The organism is Lactiplantibacillus dongliensis, assembly GCF_005405105.1.
GTDB classification, from domain to species: Bacteria; Bacillota; Bacilli; order Lactobacillales; family Lactobacillaceae; genus Lactiplantibacillus; species Lactiplantibacillus dongliensis.
In genome coordinates, this window is the sequence record NZ_BJDK01000032.1 from 21,754 (window position 1) to 42,632 (window position 20,879).

Below are 20,879 nucleotides of genomic sequence, written 5' to 3' on the forward strand. Positions count from 1 at the left end.
TATCAACATATGAAAGGAGTAACATATGATGGCTAAACCAAAGTTAATTCCGACACAGCAACTACAAGAGTCGGACCGAATCTTTAAATTACTCAGCAATCCGATTCGGTTACAGTTACTGTACGTCTTGGAACAACAGGCGCTCAATGTGAGTGAACTCGGGGCATTGTTGAGCGTGGAACAATCGGTCGTCTCCCATCAATTAGCCTTACTGCGGCAACATCAGCTGGTGAGTGCGCACAAAGTGGGGAAGGCGAGTTATTATCAATTAGATGATCCGCATATTTTAGATGTGATTAATGAGATGTTAGCTCATGCGGATCATGTTATTCGGGGGGCGCGACATGGTGAATAAGACAACTTTAGTGAAACAAAGTATGCGAACAGAGTATTTTTCAACGGGATGGATGGTTTTTGAATTTGCGGTCGGCTTAACCGCGGGACTACAAGCGGGGTCGATTCTGTTGATTGCGTTTGGATTGGATAGCTTTTTGGAAATCATTGCTGGCGGGACACTGATTTGGCGCTTACGCAAAGAAGCACTGGGGGCACCGCAAGCTGAGATTGAACGCGCGGAACAACGGTCATCATTAGTTGTTGGGACGGTTCTGTTAGGGTTATCGGTTTATGTGACCGCAGTCTCTTTATTTAACTTATTCACCCACCAAGTTGCCAACGAAAGTCCGATGGGGATGGCGATTGCGGTGGCGTCAGTAATTTTGATGCCGTTATTAGCCTTACGAAAACGGCGCTTGGGGCAGGCGTTATCGTCACCAGCGTTAGTTGAAGATGGCATGTGCAATATTACATGTGCTTATATGGCAGGAACGGTGTTGATTGGCGCTGTGCTTACGAGTCTACTTAATTGGTGGTGGGCCGATTCGGTCGCAGCACTAGTCTTAGTCTATTTTATTGCCAGTGAAGGCTGGGAATCGTTCCAAACGGGTCGCGGTAAAAGTGAATAAAATGGCATAAACACTGATTTGACTGGAAAAATTGTGGATAACTTCCAGTCAAATCAGTGCTTTTTTAGTTGTCCACTGGTGGATAACTTTTATTTTTGGTCTAGTTAATCACTTTGAGTGGGAAAACTGTGCGTAAGTTGGGGGATAAGTGCATAACTATGGGGATTTTGTTAGTTTAGGTTATTAAATATTGGTAGGACTTTGGGGGTGATTGGGTGATTGGTCTGTTTTTTTGTTTTGGTGGATAAGTTTTGAGGGCTCTTTTTGCTAGTTTTAGTGCTGAAACGTGTTCACTCGGACTGATGACTCCGCTTGCTACGCATCCAGCACTACTCGGAAGTTCGCCGAGTAATGCTGGATACTAGGCAATGCTCGCCATCAACCCGTCCTCGTTCACACTCTGTTATTCCATCCAAGAATAACAAACCCGCCGTTTTCGAATTGAACCCCAGCTCCCCAGACCGTATGCTAAGTATGTAAATTTTAAAGGAGATGATCATTGATGGCGGAACAACCATGGGACTTACGGCGGGTGTTGGCTGAGCTTAAGGCTGATCCTAAGCAATATCACGAAACCGATGTGTCCGTTGATCCCAATGCTGAACTTTCTGGAGTTTATCGCTACATTGGTGCCGGTGGTACGGTGCAGCGGCCAACGCAAGAAGGGCCAGCGATGATGTTTAATAACGTGAAAGGTTTTCCAGATACCCGGGTTTTAATGGGATTAATGGCGAGTCGGCGCCGGGTGGGTAAGATGTTTCATCATGATTACCAAACGTTAGGCCAATTCTTGAATGAGTCGGTTTCAAATCCAATCGCGCCGGTGACGGTCGCGGAGACTGATGCACCTGCACACGAAGTTATCCACAAAGCCACTGATGCTGACTTTGATATTCGGAAGTTAGTGGCAGCGCCAACCAATACGCCCCAAGATGCGGGGCCTTATATTACGGTCGGTGTTGTCTTTGGGTCAAATATGGATAAATCCAAGAGTGACGTGACGATTCATCGGATGGTCTTAGAAGATAAGGATAAATTAGGGATCTATATCATGCCCGGTGGTCGGCATATCGGCGCGTTTGCCGCTGAATATGAAGCGGCTAACCAGCCAATGCCGATTACGATTAATATTGGGTTAGATCCGGCCGTGACCATTGGGGCGACTTTTGAGCCACCGACCACGCCATTCGGGTATAACGAACTCGGTGTAGCCGGTGCGATTCGACAACAAGCGGTCCAATTAGTCGATGGGGTAACCGTCGATGAAAAGGCAATTGCGCGTTCTGAATATACGTTGGAAGGCTATATCATGCCAAACGAACGGATTCAAGAAGATATCAACACGCATACTGGCAAAGCCATGCCAGAATTTCCGGGTTATGATGGCGATGCCAATCCGGCGTTACAAGTTATCAAAGTGACGGCCGTTACCCATCGCGAACATGCCATTATGCAAAGTGTGATCGGCCCTTCCGAAGAACATGTCAGCATGGCTGGGATTCCGACTGAAGCCAGCATCTTGCAGTTAGTGGACCGTGCGATTCCTGGTAAAGTCTTAAATGTGTATAATCCGCCGGCTGGTGGTGGAAAGCTAATGACCATTATGCAGATTCATAAGGAAAATGAAGCCGATGAAGGGATTCAACGCCAAGCGGCCTTACTCGCGTTCTCAGCATTTAAAGAATTAAAGACCGTGATCTTAGTGGATGAAGATGTGGATATCTTCGATATGAATGATGTTATCTGGACGATGAATACGCGTTTTCAAGCGGATCAGGACTTAATCGTCTTACCTGGTATGCGGAATCATCCCTTAGACCCCTCCGAGCGGCCGCAATATGATCCTAAATCAATCCGCTTCCAAGGGATGAGTTCGAAGTTAGTTATCGATGGCACGGTGCCATTTGATATGAAAGACCAATTCGAACGGGCCCAATTTAAAGAAGTGCCGGATTGGGAAAAGTATTTAAAATAAAGTGTATTTTGAGTTGAACTGACTAGTGATGATCGCCAATACCGCCAGTTACGGGCATTAATTAGTCAAATTAACTAAATCAATTAAACAACAGTGCTGATGAGAAGAATTCATTGGGACTGTTGTTTTGTTAACTCAGTGATTTGTGCTTGCAAGTTCAGCGGATTATTAGAATTGGTCGCTACTGATCGTGATGGTTAACGAAGGCAAAGATTCACAAAAAAAGATTGCAATCGGTTACAATTGTCGTATGCTTAATAGTGAAAAGATTCACTTAGTCGAAAACCAGTTAGGGGATGCAAAACATGAATCGAGTAACGCAATTATTAGGAATCCAATATCCCATCGTCCAAGGGGCCATGCAAGAAGTTGCCACCGCTGAGTTAGCGGCGGCGGTCGCTAACGGTGGTGGCTTAGGCATTATTGCCGCTGGCGGAAAAACGGCTGAAGAGGTTCGGGCGGCCATCAAAAAGGCGCGTACCTTAACAGATAAGCCGTTTGCAGTTAACTTAATGTTAATGGATCCGAATACGCCGGCGATTGTGAAAGTCATTATTGACGAAAAAGTACCGATTGTAACCACGGGGGCTGGCACGCCGAAGAACTATATGGCGGACTTAAAAGCAGCCAATATCAAAGTTTTACCAGTAGTGCCGAATGTTAAAATTGCCAAGAAGATGGAAGCCCTCGGTTGCGATGCGGTGATTGCGGAAGGCATGGAAGGCGGCGGCCATATTGGGACGTTGACGTCGCAAGTCTTGTGGCCTCAAATTGCCGATGCCGTTTCGATTCCGCTGATTGCGGCTGGTGGGATTGGTGATGGTCGTGGGATGGTGAGTGCAATGGTGGCCGGTGCTGAAGGGGTTCAATGTGGGACATTATTCTCAATTGCCCAAGAAAGTCCGGTTGGCGATCAGTGGCGACAAGCCGTGGTTGAGGCTACGGATTCATCAACGGTTGTCGTTGGCAGCACGATTCGGGATGCCAGTCGGATGCTGATGAACCATAAAGCCGAAGCATTGAGTGCGTTGGAAGCCCAGCCGGTGTCACGCGAGGCTTTTAATGATGCGATGAGTGTCGGCCTGCGGAGTGCCGTGTATGAAGATGATGCAACTGATGGGGTCATCTTTAGTGGGGCGGTCGCGGGCTTGATCAAGGAAGCCAAGCCAGCCGCTGCGGTGATTCAGCAATTGATGACGGAAGCTGAAGCGATTATTAATCATCAAAAAATCGAATTGAGTTAATTAGCTGAAGCGTCGATAAGAATCGACGCTTTTTTGAAGTCATTATATACGTGAATTACGTAAACTTCATGTTATACTAATGCTAAGGATCGAAGAGGGGGTCTCGACATGAATCAAGTTAAAGTGATCCGTCAACGGTATCAGATGAAGCGACCAGATTTTGCGGCGCTACTCGGTGTGTCGGTGCGTACCTTGGAAGGTTGGGAAAGTGGTCGGTTTACTCCCAGCGGCGCGGCCAAAAAATTGTTGCAAGTCATCGGTGCTAGTCACGAAGCGTTCGCGCAATTGCAACGTTTCAAAGGAGAAAGTCAAATGATTGAATTGGAACGAGATCCAGAAGCCCTGACGATCATGGGGGTACCGTTTGCAAGCCCAAAAGCTTATCAAGCGGCTGTAAATGCGATTGCTAATAACATGTTTGAGGGTTATGTTCCCACTGTGGAAGATGTTCGCCACTTGGTGGATGATGCCCAAAGTCCAATTGATCCACGTGAGATTTTAAAGCAAGTCGAAGCCGAAGAACATGTGGTGACGCATGACTAACAACTCAGCTTGGAATGCTTATCTTCAACCAAATGGGGTACTGAAAAATCTATTAGAGATTGAAGATGTTGATAAGTTAGCTAAGGTTGAGTATCGAACAACGATGGCTCGGCAAGATTATTTAGAACAGCAACATTTCTCACTACCGAATGGCTATCAAATTCGTGGTGAAAGTATTGATGATGTGTTACAAATTCACGGTTTTTTATTTGATGGACTCTATTCTTGGGCTGGTAAGTACCGTAATGTCGATATGATGAAAGGCCAGACGTCATTTTTAGAAGCACAGTTTATTGGCGTTGCCCAAGGGGAACTAAATCGTGAATTAGCGGAACTCGCAACGGTGAGGCGTGGTGATAAAGCACGACTGGCGCACTGGCTTGGCCAGGTAATTTCAGATTTTAATTATATGCATCCGTTTCGGGAAGGGAATGGTCGCACGCAACGGGTCTGGGCGTTAGCGTTGGCCTACGAAAAAGGATTCAAGTTTAACTTGGTTCCGGATCAGGCGATGTACGACGCTTATTTACAGGCTAGCATTGAAGATGATGCTGGCATGATGCAACATGTTTTTGAAGTCTATTTAGAACCACTTGATTAATCGAACAGCCCCGTTGCCATCAATTGGTAACGGGGCTGTTTGGGCAATTATTCTGGTTCACTAGCCGTTAAAAAATTAACTAGATCAGCCATCAACTGACTACCGGCACGCTGTGGATAAATGAATTGTAACTGGCTGAATACTGGAATCGGTAATGAGCGCATCACGAATTGGTCATTCATAAAGGGGGCTGCTGAGCGTTTGAATAATAGTGTTACATTTTGACTATTAGCTAAAGTTGCCATTAATGTTTCAATATGCGTACTTTCAAAGAAAATATTTGGTTTCAAGTTTTGTCGTGTGAATAACGACATGATCAGCTCGTAGACCCCGGAACCAGCTGGCAAGCTGACGAGTGATTGATGAGCGAGCTCGTGTAGTCGAATGGTCGGTTGCTGAGCCAATGGGTGGTTAACCGGTAAGATGATTTTGAGTTCGTCACTTAACAAGGGCTGCTTTTGAAAGTCGGTTGGTTGTAACGCGCTGGTCTGGGTATCACGAATAATCGCCGCTTGAAATTCACCGGCTAACAAACGGGCTAAAACGTGATTGCCTTCGTCTTCAATTAACGTTAAGGCGACATCGGCGTGGTTACTGTTAAAGGTCGCAATCTTAGGTGCTAGATGATATTGGCTAGAGACTGGAATAGCCCCGATAGTCAGTTGGCTAAGTGTTGACGGTCGGTTGGGCGCTAAGGCCTGCATCATAGCTTCATAGTCGGCAATCATTTTTAAGGCATGCTGATAAAACGTTTCACCAGCGGGGGTAATCTGTAGGCGCCGTTTATTGTAGGTATTGAGGAGTTGAATATTTAGCTCGCTTTCAATGGCCCGCATCCGCTTTGAAAGTTCAGATTGTGACATATGCAGTTCAACGGCCGCGTTCGAAATATGGCGCAATTCATACACCATAATGTAGGCCTGGATATCATTAATCGTCAAAAATTGTCACCGCTTTCGTTGAAAGATTGTTAAGTTAATTTCTATTCTAACACCGGATTTTAGTCGCGTCTGGCGGTGGTCAATTTATTAATAAGAAATCGCTAAAATCGGCCGCTTTTTAGCCGGAAAAACTTGATTGGCCGGGGCGGCTGGTCCACAATAAACGTGGTTTGAGAGACCGATTAAAATACGTTTAAGGAGTTGAGTTTGATGATTGCGACTAGTTTAGCTTTCTTAGTAGTTTTAGTAATTGGCATCTTGTTGAGTGGGGTCTTCTTCCGATATATGGACGCTGGTGCTGGCGTGTCGTTCGGCTCGATTAAGCTCGGCGATTTACGGACTGAATTCTTAAATATTGCCTTGATGGTTGGGTTATTATTATGGGCATTGATGTTGATTCATTAATTTAGCAATTATTAGGTCGCGTGGCTCGAAACTTGAGTCACGCGATTTTTGTGTCGACACGCGGCTGAATGCTTGCGTTGACAGGCCTAAACTCGCTATAGTGTTACTATGATTGATTTTTTAGCTGAGTTAAAAGTTGAAACTTGGTATACTGGATTGTTAGCAATTAACTGATAGTTGTCACTCTGGTTGGTCCAGCATCGGCTGGAACGTGGTGGCCGCGTTTATGAGCCTCAAAAGCGGTCTCATAAGCCGGGCTTTGACTAACTCGAGAAAATCACTCGACTAAGTTAAACGACACCACTGAGCCAATGTTGGCCCGCCCGGCGTTAAATCGCGTTTATTTATCGGTTAGTGAGCATTCAATTAATGCGTGCCGCTTAGCCGAGAGGTTGGTTGCTAAAATGCTCAGCCGTGTCGTTGCCCTTAGCCCGGTGGTTTTTCCGAGCTTAGGGCAAGGCCAGTTTTGAAGACCGTTTTTTGGCTTCGAAATGGCCCATGGCGTTCCAGCATTTTAGCAACCAACCGGCAGGCAACAAATATCAACTAGCCTCGGACTTAATGAACTTAATTTTTGAATGGAGATGATGGATGTGGTCCAGTCAGCTTACTGGCAACGCATTGCCACTCAAGCACAACAGGAGCAACGGCCATTTTTTAGTTTGGCCCCGATGGAAGCCGTGACCGGTTCCGTCTTTCGGCGCGTTGTGATGCGCGCAGCGGCTCCCGATAATTTTTATACTGAATTTACGAATGCTTTGAGTATTACTCACCCGAAAGCCAAGTTCACAACGCGCGGTCGCTTATATATTGACCCTAATGAACAGCCGAAACCGATTGTTCAGCTTTGGGGGAATAGTGGTGAAGACTTTACCAAAGCGGCGCAGGAAGTCCAACGTCAAGGGTACGAAGCCATTGATATTAACATGGGCTGTCCTGATATGGCGGTGATTAAGAATCATAGCGGTAGTGACCTGATTCGGCATTTTGACCGGGCTAAGGCCGTCATTGATGGGGCCCGTCAGTCGGATTTGCCGGTTAGTGTTAAGACTCGGTTAGGGTTCGATGACTTGAACGAATACGAAACGTGGATTCCATTCTTATTAAAAGAACAGGTGCCGGTCTTAACCGTACACGTGCGGACGCGTGCGGAGATGAGTAAGGTGCCCGCCCATTATGAATTAATCGATAATTTAATTCAGATGCGTGATACTTTGGCACCGGACACCTTGTTACAAATTAATGGCGATATTGCTGACTATCAGGCGGGGCTTAAGTTAGCGCAAGCCCATCCTGGGGTCGATGGGATTATGATTGGCCGCGGTATCTTTACAAATCCATACGCCTTTGAAAAGGTCCCACAGCAACATTCGACCCATGAATTGTTGGAACTATTACGTTATCAACTTGATCTTTATGACCAATTTGTCGCTATGGGGATTCAAGGCCATTTTGCCCCGCTGCAACGGTTCTTTAAGATTTACGTGCGCGGCATGCGCCATGCGGCTGAGATTCGCAACGACCTGATGCAGACCCAAACGACTGACGAAGTCCGCGCCATTATTGATAAACTTGAAGCTGAGCTGTAAACGGCTAACTTGCTGAATAAGTTGAAATAGGTTATCCTTTAATATGTAATGACAAATTAAAATTAAAGAGGGCTATTAAACATGGAAAAGATTACTTTGAATAATGGCGTTAAAATTCCCCAATTAGGACTGGGCGTCTTTAAAGTCGCTGACGATCAAACCTTAACTGATTCGATCAACGCAGCGTTGGCAGCTGGTTATCGGCATTTCGATACGGCTAAAATCTATCATAATGAAGACGGCGTGGGCACCGCGTTAGCCAATGCGGACGTCAAGCGTGAAGAGTTATTTGTGACATCTAAATTATGGGATAATGTGACGACTTACGATGAGACGAAGCGGGCTTTTGAAGCCAGTTTGAAACGATTGAAGCTGGATTACTTGGATATGTACTTAATTCATTGGCCTAGTGCTGGCTATAATGAAAAGTGGCGGGCAATGGAAGACTTGTACCACGATGGCTTGATTAAAGCGATTGGGGTCTCAAACTTTGAAGCCAACCATTTGGAAAAGCTACTCACTACGGCCAAAGTCGTACCGGTGGTGGATCAGATTGAAACGCATCCATACTTCCAACAAACAGCTTTGCATGCCTTGTTGCATGATTTAGATATTCGTCATGAAGCTTGGGGTCCACTCGGCCAAGGCAAGAGCGATGTCTTGACGAATCCGGTACTAGCCGAGATTGCGGCGGCCCATCATAAGTCAACGGCCCAAGTGATTTTACGTTGGCACCTTCAACGCGGTGAAATCGTGATTCCTAAATCAATTCACCAGAAGCGCATTGAACAAAATATCGATGTCTTTGATTTTAAGTTAACGGCGGCCGACATGTTAGCCATTGCCGGTTTAAATAAAGATCAACGAGGCTCGTCTGACCCTCAAGATGAGGCTTGGTTAGCCAAGTCAACGACTATGGAATAGGCCTCATTAACGCAGCTTACTAGTGACGTAAAGTCATTGATAAGCTGCGTTTTTTTCTAAAAAGTTAAGAGCGTTCTAACTTGAACTGAAACGTTGGGCTTCGATATACTAATGGTGAACCAGTGACTGATCTAGACTTAATGAACAGCTATTATGAGGGGGAATTAGCTTGGTAGTTAATCATCAGAGACACCGTTTCACTGCTGCGAATGGGGTTTTTAAAGCTTGGCTGAAGACGAGCTTTATTAGTGCCACTGCTCAGTTGAGTCAACTGGCGAGTTGGGGCTTAACCAGGTCGCGGCCGAAGCTGGTCCTGGTACCTGCACGTTTGATCTTGAAACCGCCTCGAGATTGCGGGAAGCACTTAATAGAAGATTGAGAGTTAGCGATTTAACGAGTTTTTCGTTAAATCGCTTTTTAAGCACCAGTTGGTAGATTGACAAGTGTGATAGAAACCGCTATCATTTAATATGTAATAACTTATTAAACGGAGGTCTTTAAAATGCCAGCCTATACAATTGATGATTTTTCACGGATGATTGACCATACGAACCTACATGCCGATGCGTCCGCTGATGATATGAAAAAACTCTGTGATGAAGCTAAGCAGTATCACTTTAAGATGGTGGCGATTAACCAGGTTCAATCTAAATTATGTTCAGCCTTACTTAAGGGGACCGATATTGGTACTGGGGCAGCCATCAGCTTTCCACTCGGCCAGACAAGTATTGAATCCAAGGAATTCGATACCCAAGATGCTATTAAGAATGGGGCCAATGAAATTGATTATGTGATTAACATTACCGAATTGAAGAATGGTAATTATGATTACATCAAGGATGAGATGACCCGGATTGTGGCGATTTGTCGCCAATCCGGGGTACCTTGCAAAGTTATCTTTGAAAATTGTTATTTAACGACTGACGAAACCAAAAAAGTTGCGGAGATCGCGAAGGCAGTCCGGCCTGACTTCATTAAGACAGCGACTGGCTTTGGCACTGGTGGTGCAACGGTCGCCGATGTGAAGTTAATGAAATCAGTTGTCGGCAATGCTGTTAAAGTGAAGGCGGCGGGCGGTATTCGCAATTCAGATGACTTCTTAGCCATGATTCAAGCCGGGGCTGATCGGATCGGCTGCAGTGCCGGGATTAAGATTATTGAAGCCTTAAAAGAACGGTTCCGGGTGGATCAGATCGACCACATTGAGATTGACCGGCCGTATCCTAAAATCACACAGTAATTAAGCAAGGTCATCGTTTGATTTAGGCGATGACCGTTTTATGTTATGATGATACATCATGACAAAATGCAGAAGGGGGCGGTCGGATGACTGAGTTAGCGAAGCATAAACAAATTGAATTGGATTTATTGAAGAAGCTTAAAGATGGGACCTATCCACCGCAGACCTTGATTCCTAGAGAAGTCGACTTAATGGCGCACTATCAAGTCAGTCGGCCGACCGTGCGTCAGGCGATTCAATCGCTGGTTGACCAGGGCTGGCTTGAAAAGCGTAAGCGCCGGGGCACCATGGTTAAAGCAAGAAAGATCGCGCAAGCCTTTACCCAAGTTATTGAGGGTTACAATGATGAAATGCAAAGTAAAGGCCTTAAGCCGCAGACGAAAGTGCTCTTGTTTCAAGCTGAGACAGCCACCGCGGAAGTCGCTGAACAATTGGGGTTAACTGTTGGCGCGCCGGTCTACAAGTTGGTCCGGTTACGGTATGCTAATCAGCAGCCAATCGTTTTACTGACCAGTTATCTGCCAGGCACGGCGTTAGTTGATCCGGCCACAGTTGATTTTACCCAAATGTCGTTATATGCAACGTTGAAGCAGGCGGGCTTGGATGTGACGCGTGTTCGGCGGCGATTAGACGTGTTAACGGCCGATGAAACGACGGCTGATTTGTTGAACGTGGCGACGGGGGCCCCGTTATTCTACTTTCATACGCAAGGGTTAACGGCCGCGGAGGTGCCCGTTGAGTATTCGATTGCGAAATATCGGGGCGATGTGAATACCTTTGTGATGGATCTCAAGCGGGAAGATTGACGGCGGTTAACTTTCGTGCTAAATTTAAAAATGACTAGTGGTCAATTTAGCTAAGTTGATCACTTTTTTTGACTGAAAAAAAGCGATAATGGAGGTGCGGTATGGTTAATAGTCTGACGCAACAGCAAAAGCAAGACCGTGCGCAACGGATTGGTGACGCGGCGTTTGCGCTCTTTAGGACGCAATCGTTTGGCAAGATTACGATGGCGGCGGTTGCGAAACAGGCGGGCGTCTCTAAGGGAACGTTATTTAATTACTTTGAAAGTAAAGAAAGTTTATTTATGACGATCTTGCTGGATGGCTATCACCAGTACTTTGACCAGTTGATTGCGCAGATTAACCAGCGACCGACCTTTGACTTAGCCGACTTTGTGACATTACTGCTGACAGAGACTGGCAACTTGATTGATCATCATAGTTTATTGGTTCGGCTGAATGCCTTACGCGGCCCCATCTTAGAGCGGGGTGCGAACATGAGTCAGACGATTACTCATCGCCAGAGCTTTTATGCGACGAGTGAACGCTTGGCGACAGCGATCCATCAACGGATTCCGAGCTTAAGTGTCGCTGAAATTAGTCAACTATTTATCGTTCAAACGGCGATGATCAGTGGGATGATGAACTTATCCGGTCTTGATGAATTCAATCATCAACGGCTTTTTGATCATGACTTTGAGCATTTTAAGATACACTTGAAACCAGATACGGTCGCGACTTTTCGGTATTACTTGCAGGGTAAGTACCCGGCCGTTCATTTAGAATAGGAGCCTTTTTTGAAACCAACAAATATCCGCAATTTTGCGATTATCGCGCATATTGATCATGGTAAATCAACCTTGGCCGATCAATTGATGGCTTTAACGCAAACGGTCAGTGAGCGGGACCAGCAAGCCCAGTTATTGGATGATATGGCTGTTGAGCAAGCTCATGGCGTTACCGTTAAATCACGTACTGTGCGCAACTTTTACACTGATAGTGACGGCCAAGAATATGAATATAATTTAATCGACACTCCTGGACACGTGGACTTTGCGTATGAAGTCTCTAAAAGCCTTGCTGCTAGTGACGGCGCAATCTTGTTGGTCGATGCGACTCAGGGCGTTCAAGCCCAGACGGTGGCTAATTTTCGCTTGGCGCAGGCGAATCACCTTGCTATTTTGCCGGTTGTGAATAAAATCGACAGTCCCGCGGCAGACATTGAGCGAACGATTGCTCAGATTCGCCAGTTATCACCAGCATTAGCTACCGTAGACCCGTTAAGAATCTCGGCAAAAACTGGTCAGGGCGTTCCAGCCGTTTTGGCGGCGATTAAAGATGTTTTTCCAGCACCAACGGGTTCAACGGTGGCGCCATTGAAAGCGTTAGTTTTTGATTCTCTGTATGATTCATTTAAAGGGGTCATTGCCTATGTGCGTCTTGCAGCGGGGACATTAACCCCCGGGATGGACAATCTATTGATGGCCAATGCAACGACTTTCACGAATAAAGCGATTGGCGCGTTTACGCCTGACATGACCCCGGTATCGCAATTAGGTGTGGGTGAGGTCGGCTATGTGGTGACGGGGTTAAAAGACCCCCAAGCATTGCGTGTTGGGGATACGCTAACCAGTCAGTCTGAGCCCACTGCGCAGCCATTTCCCGGCTATCAACCGGCACAATCGTTAGTCTTTGCTGGCTTTTATCCAAAAAATAAAAAAATTCGTGAGTTGACCTTGGCTATTGAAAAACTCGCCTTAAATGATTCTTCATTCCATTTTCAAGCGGAAGTTTCCGAAGCTCTCGGTCCGGGGGTTCGTTGTGGCTTTTTAGGGATCTTCCATCTCCAGATTATTCGCGAGCGCTTAGTAACTGAATATGGACTGGATGTCTTAACAACGGCGCCCAATGTCACGTATCGCGTCCATTTAAAGGGTGTCGAGCAACCGAAGCTTATAAATAATCCAATTAACTTTCCAGATTTTGATCAAATCGAAATGACTGAAGAACCCCTGGTCAAAGCGACGATCACCACGCCAAATGATTTATTGGGCGCTGTGATGCAACTGGCTGATGCGCATAAGGGCCAACTCGTTGATATGGGCAATCAAGGCGACCTGATTGAGTTGCAATATCGGCTACCCTTGGCAGAAATTGCATATGACTTCTTCAATACTTTGAAGTCGCTCACCCATGGTTATGCGACGTTGACGACAGCTTTTGACGGGTATGACTTAGCGGATGTCGTGAAAGTCGAGGTGCATCTGAACTACGCTCGAGTGGATGCTTTATCGTTTATTGTTCATCGTGCCGATGCCCCAGATGTGGCGCAACAGCTCGTGCATAAGTTGAAATATGTTGTTCCCCGCAAGCTCTATCCGATGCCAGCACAAGCGGTGGTCGAGGGCAAACCGTTGGCACGAGTCGATATTCCGCCATTACGAAAGAATGCGGCAGTTAATGGTGAACAACGTAGTGTTTCGAAGAAGCAGGCATTGCTGCGACGCCAGAGTGTGAATAAACGGCAAGCTGCGCACAGTGACTTACAGTTGTCACAGGAAGTATTTAATGCGATTTTGGATTTGTCACTGTAAGTTCCAGTGGTGTTGGTCAGACAATTATTCATCGCCAAAGTTTTTATGGGACGAGTGAACGCTTGGTAACGGTGAGCCATAAACGAATTTCGAAGCTAAGTATTGCTGAGATTAGTCAACTATTTATCGTTCAAACGGCGATGATTAGTGGAATGATGAACTTATCCATTTTTGATGAATTCAATCATCAACGGTTCTTTGATCATGATTTTGAACACTTTAAGATACATTTGAATCCTGATACGGTCGCGACTTTCCGGTATTATTTGCAGGGTAAGTACCCGACTGTTCATTTAGAATAGTGGCCTTTTTTGAAACCAATAAATATCCGAAACTTTGCGATTATCGCATATATTGATCATGATAAGCTAATTTAGGTCAAACAATTGATAATTGATGAATTTAACTCAAATTGACAGTGAACGGTACTGGCAAGCGAAAAGCAGCAACTTTGTAGTTTTTACAGGATACGTTTAGTACAGTTATGAATTTGGTATTGCGAATAAGAGGGTTTTCGTTAGCAACTATAAAGATAGCGTTTCAGAGATGTGATTAAAATTTCTGGAGCGCTATTTTAAGTTACATTATTTTAAGACATAATAGCTATTCATGATAGTAAATCGTTAATACTAGCCATATAATAAAGAAAACGCTTAACAAAACAGGAGATGGAAAAATTGAAATCAGAAGTATTTTTGAAAGAACATTTAGGGGATTATTTTAAACAAGACCTATATATAGCTCCAGAAATTCCAGATAAGAAGTTAGTGAATGCCGCCAGTAAAATTGCTAATGGCATTGATGCCAACTATGTATTAGCAATTATTGATTCAACACTTTTTGGTAGTGCTAAAGATGGTATTGTCTTTACTGGAGATAGCGTTTATATCAAAAATGGTATCTCACATTATGACTTGATACAGTTTAAGTATGACCAGCTCAAGAGTGCTAAATATCTTGAGGAACGTTGGCAAGATAAGGATGATAAAGAACAAGTTCGGCAGACAATTACGGTTGAACTAGTTGATCAAGATCAACCGGTAGTATTAGTGGCAAATAGTGACTTAATGGAACCAATGGCGCGGTTGCTAACAGATATTAGCACTGAAGTTGATGAAGCTGAAACAACTGAGCAATTACTACAATTAAATGATTTAAGTCAGGCGGCTATTTCTGCGTACTTAGAGTTAATTGTTAACTTTTTAAAGCGTGATGGTATTTTGGATGAAAGTGAATATGCTAACTTAGCTGGATTATTAGGAACAACAGAAGTTGATGATAAGACTAAGGATGACTTAATGGCTTATCGTTTGGAGCCGAAGCAAGTCCACGATGATGGAGAGCTGTTAACAATTCTTAAGACAGAAGTACCATTAGGAAGTCAGACAACTATTTTTCAATCGCTAATTAATAATTTATTAGGAATGATGACTAGCGATGATAAAGATCAATGGAAGCAAATTCCAGAGTTTATTAACATTCAGCATCAGTTAGAGGTTACGGATGAACAGGTCGACTTTTTCTTAAAAAAACAAGTTCAGGATCAAGAAATCATTAAACAACGCTTAAATGATAAACACGCGTCTAAAATTCAGAATCAACTAGTTTCATTGGGAACCGGAGCTGGGGCTTCATTGGCTGCTCTAGGTGTTACGGGATTGGCAGTTGGCGCCTTTGGTGAACTAGGAATGGGAATGTTGGCTTTTGCAACTATGTCGACCGGTGGTTTGGCGTTGGCGGCTGTCGGGATTGGTGCAGCGGGTATTGCAGGTTATCAAGGTATTCAGAAGTTATCTAACGGCAACACTGTCGAAAAAAGTGATATTCGACAGTCACTGCTACAGAAAACGGTTACCCGGCAAAGTGCTGCAATGACGTTATTGATGGGAGATATTAACTATATTACTGATCGAATTGATCAATTAGTTAATACCCAAGATTTTGCTAATCAAAAGGATGCAGCAATGGCTGATCAGATTGATAAATTACGTCAATTTATACGTCAATTGCAAGCAGCAAAAAATGCTAGTGCGACTGCTAAAGCTTCGCAAGGTGATGGTGAACGTGAATTGGTTATGGCAGATTTACCAGATGCCCTAAACATCGAAAAGCTAGAAGATCTGCTAGCACAGAGTAAATATGCGACTAAATTTGGTGAAATCTTGGAAGGTTGTTATCATTTCCGGGATGGCGACAATCAATTAGATCGTACTGTTGGTTTGCGTTACTTAAAAGCAGCAAGTCAGATTTTAACCCAGATTGGTTATTATAAAGTTGCAACGGCTGCTAATGTAAAGAACATTGGAAAAAAGGGCTTAGCATTTTTATCAGATAAGTTGAGTTAAAATTGGAGTGATTTTGCAAGATGGATGATGATTTATTAAATGATGTTGCTAAAATTTTAGCGACTCAACATCATGAACAAACCGTTGCAAATCAGCGAACTGATGAGCTAAATCAGGCATTGAATGGTGTTCAGGGTGACCTGGAAAAACAATCACGGACTCAAGTTGATGCCCAATCTGCTCTTGATGCATTAGATGCGGAAAGCGTGGCTGATAATCAATTGGATGAGCTTGACCAAATCCTAGGTGATATGGAACAGATTTTAACAGCTAAACCAACTGTATCTAAGCCAGTAACTAAATTTAAGCCTTTAGATTCAGTAACGCCGGCAAATGATTGGACGAGCTTAGTTCAAGCGTCTAATGAGTATGCTGATCGGCATGAGTTGGACTTATCAAATCCATATTATCAAATGATGTCGACTCGTGAATTTAGCGAACTATCAACAGAGTTGGTCAATAAATTTCAAATTTCACGTTTGCAGAAAGTGGATTATGTTTTTAGTAGTGTTGTCGGTGTGATTATGGGGTTGGTCGATGCGTTATTAGTTGGCCGAATTAAGACCGGTAAAGATGCTACTGGTCTACAAAAAACAGTTGATCAAGGGTTTGATAAGATTGTGATTGGTGCTGGTCGTTTTAGCCGACAATCTGAGTTACGGTCGCAAAAAGCGGCAGCTATCAAAGGCGCAGCCGGTAAGCTAACACCATCTCAATTAGCACAGTGGGATCAACGTATTAAAGATGCTGGTAGTATTGATAAGCATCGTGCAATTAAAACGTTAGAGAAGAACTTTAAGGTTAGTTATGATGCTGCTAATAATGCCAGTATTATCGGTGATGGTATTGCCGGCATGAGTGCAAATAACCATCATTTGAGATCTTTAGCCCATGATCCTGGAATCTTAGGATTAATTACTGGGATTGTTGATCAGTTAACAGGCAAAGCGACCTTTATAGACAGTACGGGTAGCATTGTTCGCGCAACAACTACTAATATGGAAAAAGATGGTGTGATTCAAGGACCACTACCAGTTCGGATTGTCAAAGCGACTGAAAACTGGTTTGGACATATTTTATCTGATGTGGCCGGATCAAGTGGTGCTAAAGGACGTGGTGCTGGCGTACCAGGACCTTTTTATGCAGCAACACAATCATTGAACGTTGGTTCGATATCAATCAAAGGGCAGGATATGACTGTTGCTCAGACTAGTGACTGGCTATATAAACAAGGACTTGATTTTCGTGCTTTTGCGGCACAATCGATTCCAGTATTAGTTGGCGAAACGCTGATTCGGATGTATTGGTTTGCTAAGCAGCATTTTTATTATGGGTTGTCTGTGCAACAAAGCTTACCAACCGGAAAGAATCCGGATGTAAACCGATTATTATTAACGATGACATCAGTATTTGGTGCACTAGATTTTTCAGATGCAACCGTTCGTTCTGGCTTTTTTCAAAATATGGGAGAATTTTTATTAAGGTTAAATTATGTCAATGCACTTGATTTGGGCTTTCGCTCTATTCAGGTAATGCGTAATGAGGCTAAACATAGTCAGTTAACTGAAAAGATTGATCGTGATATTCAACAAGAATGGGATCGGATTTTAATCCCGTAACAAAAATTCGTCGCAACTTTTTTGCGGCGAATTTTTGTTTACTTATAACGAGCTTGCATCTTGGTTAACTCCGTTTTAACCTTTTCAACAAAGTCACTCGGCCCTAACACCTTAACTGCAGCGCCTTGGCTCAGCAACCACATCATCACGCCGTAGTCACCTAGGACTTCAGCTTCAATCACGACACTACCGCCCTGATCTGGTTGACGGTAACGTTCATGGTCATTTTTAGGGTCAAACGGTTCAACTTGGCCATTGGCGAAATACCGTTGCACGACTTCCGCGGTTGGAAACCGATCTAAGGCGGCTTCGACGATACCCCAGAATTGGAACCGTACTTTTAGAATGTTGCCAGGATACATAAATTGGATACGCTTGCGAAATTCACCATCGTTAAAGCGATCACTTCGACTGCGCGTAATCTGCTGACTAGGTTGGCTCGGGCGGTATGTTTTGATGCGGTCAGCACGGTAGAACAACGTCGTCTGATGCTTGGCGTTGTAGCAGGCAATATAGAAATAATATTCTGAAAAGATGACCGCTTCTGGCAAAATCGTCCGAGTCACTTCAAAGTTTTCGCGCCGTTGATAAGTGATGGTCATGGTCGTTTGATGACGAATCGCATCACTGAAAAACCATAGTAAGTTAAGCAGTGACTGGCCATGATGAACCGGGGTGTAAAAGATTTTTTCATCACCGATGATGCTTTTAACGGCTTTACGACTAGTGGGCTGAATGAGGTTGGTCAGACCATCTAATAAGTCGTCTAATTCTGGCTTTGTAAACGCGCGGCTGGCGAGGACAATCTTGGCGATGGCCAGAACATCACGAGCAACGAGTTGGTGTTTATCGGTGACTTCGTTAGTTGGTGTGTCTACCTGAAGCTCATAACTTTTGTAAGTCGGATTGTACTTAATCTGTCGAGGATCATTGATCGTTGTTAAAAAGTCATTGACGGCATTAATGTCACGTTGAATTGAACGTGGGGTGACATTATAAGCAGCTGCAAGTTCGGCCTTTTTGAGGCGATTCTCATTGATCAAGTCGTGATAAATGGCGAGTTGGCGTTGACCACTAGTTTTAAAATCTGTTGCTGCCAAGATGAACCACTGCTTTCTGTATAAATTGTGAGTCGTTAAGTTCAGTGTAACAAAGTTCGGTCAAGTTGCACGTTTGAAAATTAAAGCCACTTTAGCTGGTCGTTTTCAAGTAAGAGCACAAGTATAAGTGCGGTATCGAAAGGCGGTTGAACTGATTATAATCAGTAAAAAAGGAGTGTGACCAACCAATGACAGAAGAGGTCGATATTCGAGCCCTGCATCAATTCTACCGCGGATTAAGTGATTTGATTGGGGTCGATGCGATGTTAAAAATCTACCACCAATATAAAGGTATGCAAATGACAATTCCTACCCATCTATATGATCGACAATTAGCGGCCGCGAAAGTCGTTGCGGAATTTGATGGGCACAATCAGCAAAAATTAGCGCGCAAGTATGGGTATTCACAGAAGTGGGTGCAACAAGTATTACATCGCCAGCAGGTCTAATCTAATAAGGAAAGTTGTAAGTCGTAATCAATTGATACGGCTTTTTATTTTGCCCATTTGGTGGACACTGGCTGTCTATAGGGGTCACTATACTGAAGCCATCAAGTTGAGTTACCGGTACAAGTACTTGGAGCTGTCCAAAGTGAACTGGTAATCACTAAAGGAGAGACGTAATGATGACTATTGCAATGACACAAAAAATGACGACGAACTTATTTGATTTTGCTTGGTGTGGCAATTCGTACACGACATCCTGGGATCAACATATCCAAAACTTAGCGACATTAGTGCGACCAGAAGCCTGGGGGCCGCAGAATCAAGTGTTAAAAAATTATGTCAGCTATACCTTTGAAAATTTGGCGATTGCGGTTAATCAAGGTCGAGTAACGGCTGAAACTTACTTTCCAACAACTAGTTATGGGATGTGCTGCTGCTTTAATACAGGACTATTCACCCAATATGATGAGCCCATCTATGCTTACTTTAAACGCAATGAATTAGAGGCTGTCCAAGCTTGGCATTTAAAAGGCTTTAAAACGGCTAATGCGTCGGAGTTGTTAGGCTTTGAAACCTTACCTCAGCGCGTTCTACTGCCACCTTTAGTCTTGTCGCTGGACTGTGAAGTAAGCTAAGGGGGTGTCCTATGTTACCATTCAGTTTACGGTTGCTCATGCCAATGAATTCCAAAACAGGATATCAACTAGAACATCTAGTTAAGTCACCAATTAAGCCACGTCAACCAGGGTGTTTCGGAACTTGTGGTCATGAAAACAAAGAAGCGAAAAACAAATGAGTGAAAAGAAGAATCTATGTCAATCACTAAAGCGAATTAATGGACCAATAGTCTTTAGTAGACTAACTCGTGGGAATAATTGAAAGGAGTTTGTCGAAAGTAGTTGAAACGTGTTAATGACAGTAATTAGTACTTTGGGAATAATAAAAGAGCCCAGAAATATGGGCTCTTTTAGGTTTGGCTATTTGATGTTTTGTTCAGTTTTTTGTTGGCTTGTCTTTGTTTCCTGTTTTTTATTTGACCCAAAGAGAATTTTTACGATAATTACAAGTAGTGCTAGAATTGCAATTACCCCAGCAACACCTGCTAGAATCAGAACAATCCCTTCTATAATAGACTTCATATTTCCTTCAATTGGCAGGACGCTAACAATTGCTGCGGTTGCTCCAAAAATTGCAATTCCTAAAACGCCATCGAAGAAAATACGGCTGGATTTTGAAATGTCTAATTTATCAACTAGAGTAATAGCTAGATTTAGAATTGCTAAAACAGTAATCGCGGCAAAAATCATACCAGCAATTGCGATGTCATTGTTGATACTTACATCGCTAATGAATTCTGAAATAGTGAAACAAATTAAGGCCACTAAGTAAGTTAAAATACCGATTTTGTTAAAGGTTCCAATACTTTGAATCGATTTGCGATCGATGATTCCAAATAAGATAATTAATAAAATACTAACGATTAAAATAATTCCTCAATTGTCAAATCAAGTGCAACACTAAGAATCTATTCTTAGAAGTGGTCTAGTTGCTAAGCTAGTTCAGGCA

The 20,879-nt window shown here is 43.8% G+C and carries 21 protein-coding genes; 18 read left to right on the forward strand and 3 right to left on the reverse strand.

Annotated elements, in window-relative coordinates; genetic code table 11:
* Positions 1-25: 25 nt before the first annotated feature.
* The 6 genes from FFM80_RS11290 (at position 26) to FFM80_RS11315 (ending at position 5,328) form a co-directional block, all read left to right on the forward strand.
* Positions 26-355 (forward strand): ArsR/SmtB family transcription factor, encoded by a 330-nt coding sequence (locus FFM80_RS11290; RefSeq protein ID WP_137640890.1) that lies wholly within the window; start codon positions 26-28, stop codon positions 353-355.
* Complete coding sequence (locus FFM80_RS11295; RefSeq protein ID WP_137640891.1) at positions 345-965, forward strand: cation diffusion facilitator family transporter; 621 nt, start codon at positions 345-347, stop codon at positions 963-965. The genes FFM80_RS11290 and FFM80_RS11295 overlap by 11 nt, the downstream gene beginning before the upstream one ends.
* A 502-nt stretch (positions 966-1,467) precedes the next feature.
* Positions 1,468-2,940, forward strand: coding sequence for a UbiD family decarboxylase (locus tag FFM80_RS11300; protein WP_137640892.1), 1,473 nt, complete (start codon positions 1,468-1,470; stop codon positions 2,938-2,940).
* 305 nt (positions 2,941-3,245) lie between these two features.
* A complete protein-coding gene (locus FFM80_RS11305; protein WP_137640893.1) occupies positions 3,246-4,184 on the forward strand; it encodes a nitronate monooxygenase in 939 nt (312 codons plus the stop codon).
* Between the two features lie 108 nt (positions 4,185-4,292).
* Positions 4,293-4,727, forward strand: coding sequence for a helix-turn-helix domain-containing protein (locus tag FFM80_RS14590; protein ID WP_179951414.1), 435 nt, complete (start codon positions 4,293-4,295; stop codon positions 4,725-4,727).
* On the forward strand, positions 4,720-5,328 hold the full coding sequence (locus tag FFM80_RS11315) for a Fic/DOC family protein (protein WP_137640894.1): 609 nt from the start codon (positions 4,720-4,722) through the stop codon (positions 5,326-5,328). Before FFM80_RS14590 ends, FFM80_RS11315 begins: the two co-directional genes overlap by 8 nt.
* Before the next feature lie 47 nt (positions 5,329-5,375).
* Here the strand turns inward: FFM80_RS11315 and FFM80_RS11320 are convergent, their stop codons facing one another.
* The gene (locus FFM80_RS11320) at positions 5,376-6,269 is read right to left on the reverse strand and encodes a LysR family transcriptional regulator (protein ID WP_137640895.1); all 894 of its coding nucleotides are present in this window, start codon (positions 6,267-6,269) and stop codon (positions 5,376-5,378) included.
* A gap of 210 nt (positions 6,270-6,479) precedes the next feature.
* Between FFM80_RS11320 and FFM80_RS11325 the strand changes: the two genes are divergently transcribed.
* The 10 genes from FFM80_RS11325 to FFM80_RS11370 all read left to right on the forward strand — a co-directional run bounded on the left by FFM80_RS11325 (position 6,480) and on the right by FFM80_RS11370 (position 17,767).
* Complete coding sequence (locus tag FFM80_RS11325; protein ID WP_137640896.1) at positions 6,480-6,674, forward strand: hypothetical protein; 195 nt, start codon at positions 6,480-6,482, stop codon at positions 6,672-6,674.
* A gap of 593 nt (positions 6,675-7,267) precedes the next feature.
* The gene (locus tag FFM80_RS11330; protein ID WP_137640910.1) at positions 7,268-8,263 is read left to right on the forward strand and encodes a tRNA dihydrouridine synthase; all 996 of its coding nucleotides are present in this window, start codon (positions 7,268-7,270) and stop codon (positions 8,261-8,263) included.
* Between the two features lie 81 nt (positions 8,264-8,344).
* A complete protein-coding gene (locus FFM80_RS11335) occupies positions 8,345-9,187 on the forward strand; it encodes an aldo/keto reductase (protein ID WP_137640897.1) in 843 nt (280 codons plus the stop codon).
* Positions 9,188-9,689: 502 nt separating this feature from the next.
* On the forward strand, positions 9,690-10,427 hold the full coding sequence (gene deoC / locus FFM80_RS11340; protein ID WP_137640898.1) for a deoxyribose-phosphate aldolase: 738 nt from the start codon (positions 9,690-9,692) through the stop codon (positions 10,425-10,427).
* Positions 10,428-10,513: 86 nt separating this feature from the next.
* Positions 10,514-11,233 (forward strand): GntR family transcriptional regulator, encoded by a 720-nt coding sequence (locus FFM80_RS11345; protein WP_137640899.1) that lies wholly within the window; start codon positions 10,514-10,516, stop codon positions 11,231-11,233.
* A gap of 101 nt (positions 11,234-11,334) precedes the next feature.
* Positions 11,335-11,997: a TetR/AcrR family transcriptional regulator gene (locus FFM80_RS11350; RefSeq protein WP_137640900.1), complete on the forward strand. Its 663-nt coding sequence runs from the start codon at positions 11,335-11,337 to the stop codon at positions 11,995-11,997.
* A 9-nt stretch (positions 11,998-12,006) separates the two neighbouring features.
* Positions 12,007-13,803, forward strand: a complete 1,797-nt coding sequence (gene lepA, locus FFM80_RS11355) for a translation elongation factor 4 (protein WP_137640901.1) — start codon at positions 12,007-12,009, stop codon at positions 13,801-13,803.
* Between the two features lie 62 nt (positions 13,804-13,865).
* Entirely contained in the window at positions 13,866-14,105 is a 240-nt protein-coding gene (locus FFM80_RS11360; protein ID WP_137640902.1) for a hypothetical protein, read from the forward strand.
* 375 nt (positions 14,106-14,480) lie between these two features.
* Positions 14,481-16,148, forward strand: coding sequence for a hypothetical protein (locus tag FFM80_RS11365; protein WP_137640903.1), 1,668 nt, complete (start codon positions 14,481-14,483; stop codon positions 16,146-16,148).
* A 20-nt stretch (positions 16,149-16,168) separates the two neighbouring features.
* The gene (locus FFM80_RS11370; RefSeq protein WP_137640904.1) at positions 16,169-17,767 is read left to right on the forward strand and encodes a hypothetical protein; all 1,599 of its coding nucleotides are present in this window, start codon (positions 16,169-16,171) and stop codon (positions 17,765-17,767) included.
* Between the two features lie 38 nt (positions 17,768-17,805).
* On the opposite strand, the gene FFM80_RS11375 is transcribed toward FFM80_RS11370, so the two are convergent.
* Complete coding sequence (locus tag FFM80_RS11375; protein WP_137640905.1) at positions 17,806-18,867, reverse strand: helix-turn-helix transcriptional regulator; 1,062 nt, start codon at positions 18,865-18,867, stop codon at positions 17,806-17,808.
* Positions 18,868-19,055: 188 nt separating this feature from the next.
* Here FFM80_RS11375 and FFM80_RS11380 point away from each other — a divergent pair, with 188 nt between their 5' ends.
* Together FFM80_RS11380 and FFM80_RS11385 are read left to right on the forward strand one after the other, a co-directional pair.
* A complete protein-coding gene (locus tag FFM80_RS11380) occupies positions 19,056-19,316 on the forward strand; it encodes a Mor transcription activator family protein (RefSeq protein WP_137640906.1) in 261 nt (86 codons plus the stop codon).
* 173 nt (positions 19,317-19,489) lie between these two features.
* Positions 19,490-19,948 carry a DUF3825 domain-containing protein gene (locus tag FFM80_RS11385; protein WP_137640907.1) on the forward strand — a complete coding sequence of 153 codons (459 nt, stop codon included), beginning with the start codon at positions 19,490-19,492 and terminating at the stop codon, positions 19,946-19,948.
* A gap of 342 nt (positions 19,949-20,290) precedes the next feature.
* Here the strand turns inward: FFM80_RS11385 and FFM80_RS11390 are convergent, their stop codons facing one another.
* Positions 20,291-20,695 carry a hypothetical protein gene (locus FFM80_RS11390; RefSeq protein WP_171001095.1) on the reverse strand — a complete coding sequence of 135 codons (405 nt, stop codon included), beginning with the start codon at positions 20,693-20,695 and terminating at the stop codon, positions 20,291-20,293.
* Positions 20,696-20,879: the final 184 nt, after the last annotated feature.

What these genes read in the sequence shown, in the direction of transcription:
- FFM80_RS11385 (WP_137640907.1), top strand. Translation starts at nt 19,490, where the DNA reads ATGATGACTATTGCAATGACACAAAAAATGACGACGAACTTATTTGAT.
- FFM80_RS11305 (WP_137640893.1), top strand. Translation starts at nt 3,246, where the DNA reads ATGAATCGAGTAACGCAATTATTAGGAATCCAATATCCCATCGTCCAA.
- FFM80_RS11290 (WP_137640890.1), top strand. Translation starts at nt 26, where the DNA reads ATGATGGCTAAACCAAAGTTAATTCCGACACAGCAACTACAAGAGTCG.
- FFM80_RS11345 (WP_137640899.1), top strand. Translation starts at nt 10,514, where the DNA reads ATGACTGAGTTAGCGAAGCATAAACAAATTGAATTGGATTTATTGAAG.
- FFM80_RS11335 (WP_137640897.1), top strand. Translation starts at nt 8,345, where the DNA reads ATGGAAAAGATTACTTTGAATAATGGCGTTAAAATTCCCCAATTAGGA.
- FFM80_RS11350 (WP_137640900.1), top strand. Translation starts at nt 11,335, where the DNA reads ATGGTTAATAGTCTGACGCAACAGCAAAAGCAAGACCGTGCGCAACGG.
- deoC (WP_137640898.1), top strand. Translation starts at nt 9,690, where the DNA reads ATGCCAGCCTATACAATTGATGATTTTTCACGGATGATTGACCATACG.
- FFM80_RS11380 (WP_137640906.1), top strand. Translation starts at nt 19,056, where the DNA reads ATGACAGAAGAGGTCGATATTCGAGCCCTGCATCAATTCTACCGCGGA.
- FFM80_RS14590 (WP_179951414.1), top strand. Translation starts at nt 4,293, where the DNA reads ATGAATCAAGTTAAAGTGATCCGTCAACGGTATCAGATGAAGCGACCA.
- FFM80_RS11295 (WP_137640891.1), top strand. Translation starts at nt 345, where the DNA reads ATGGTGAATAAGACAACTTTAGTGAAACAAAGTATGCGAACAGAGTAT.
- FFM80_RS11315 (WP_137640894.1), top strand. Translation starts at nt 4,720, where the DNA reads ATGACTAACAACTCAGCTTGGAATGCTTATCTTCAACCAAATGGGGTA.
- FFM80_RS11370 (WP_137640904.1), top strand. Translation starts at nt 16,169, where the DNA reads ATGGATGATGATTTATTAAATGATGTTGCTAAAATTTTAGCGACTCAA.
- FFM80_RS11325 (WP_137640896.1), top strand. Translation starts at nt 6,480, where the DNA reads ATGATTGCGACTAGTTTAGCTTTCTTAGTAGTTTTAGTAATTGGCATC.
- FFM80_RS11300 (WP_137640892.1), top strand. Translation starts at nt 1,468, where the DNA reads ATGGCGGAACAACCATGGGACTTACGGCGGGTGTTGGCTGAGCTTAAG.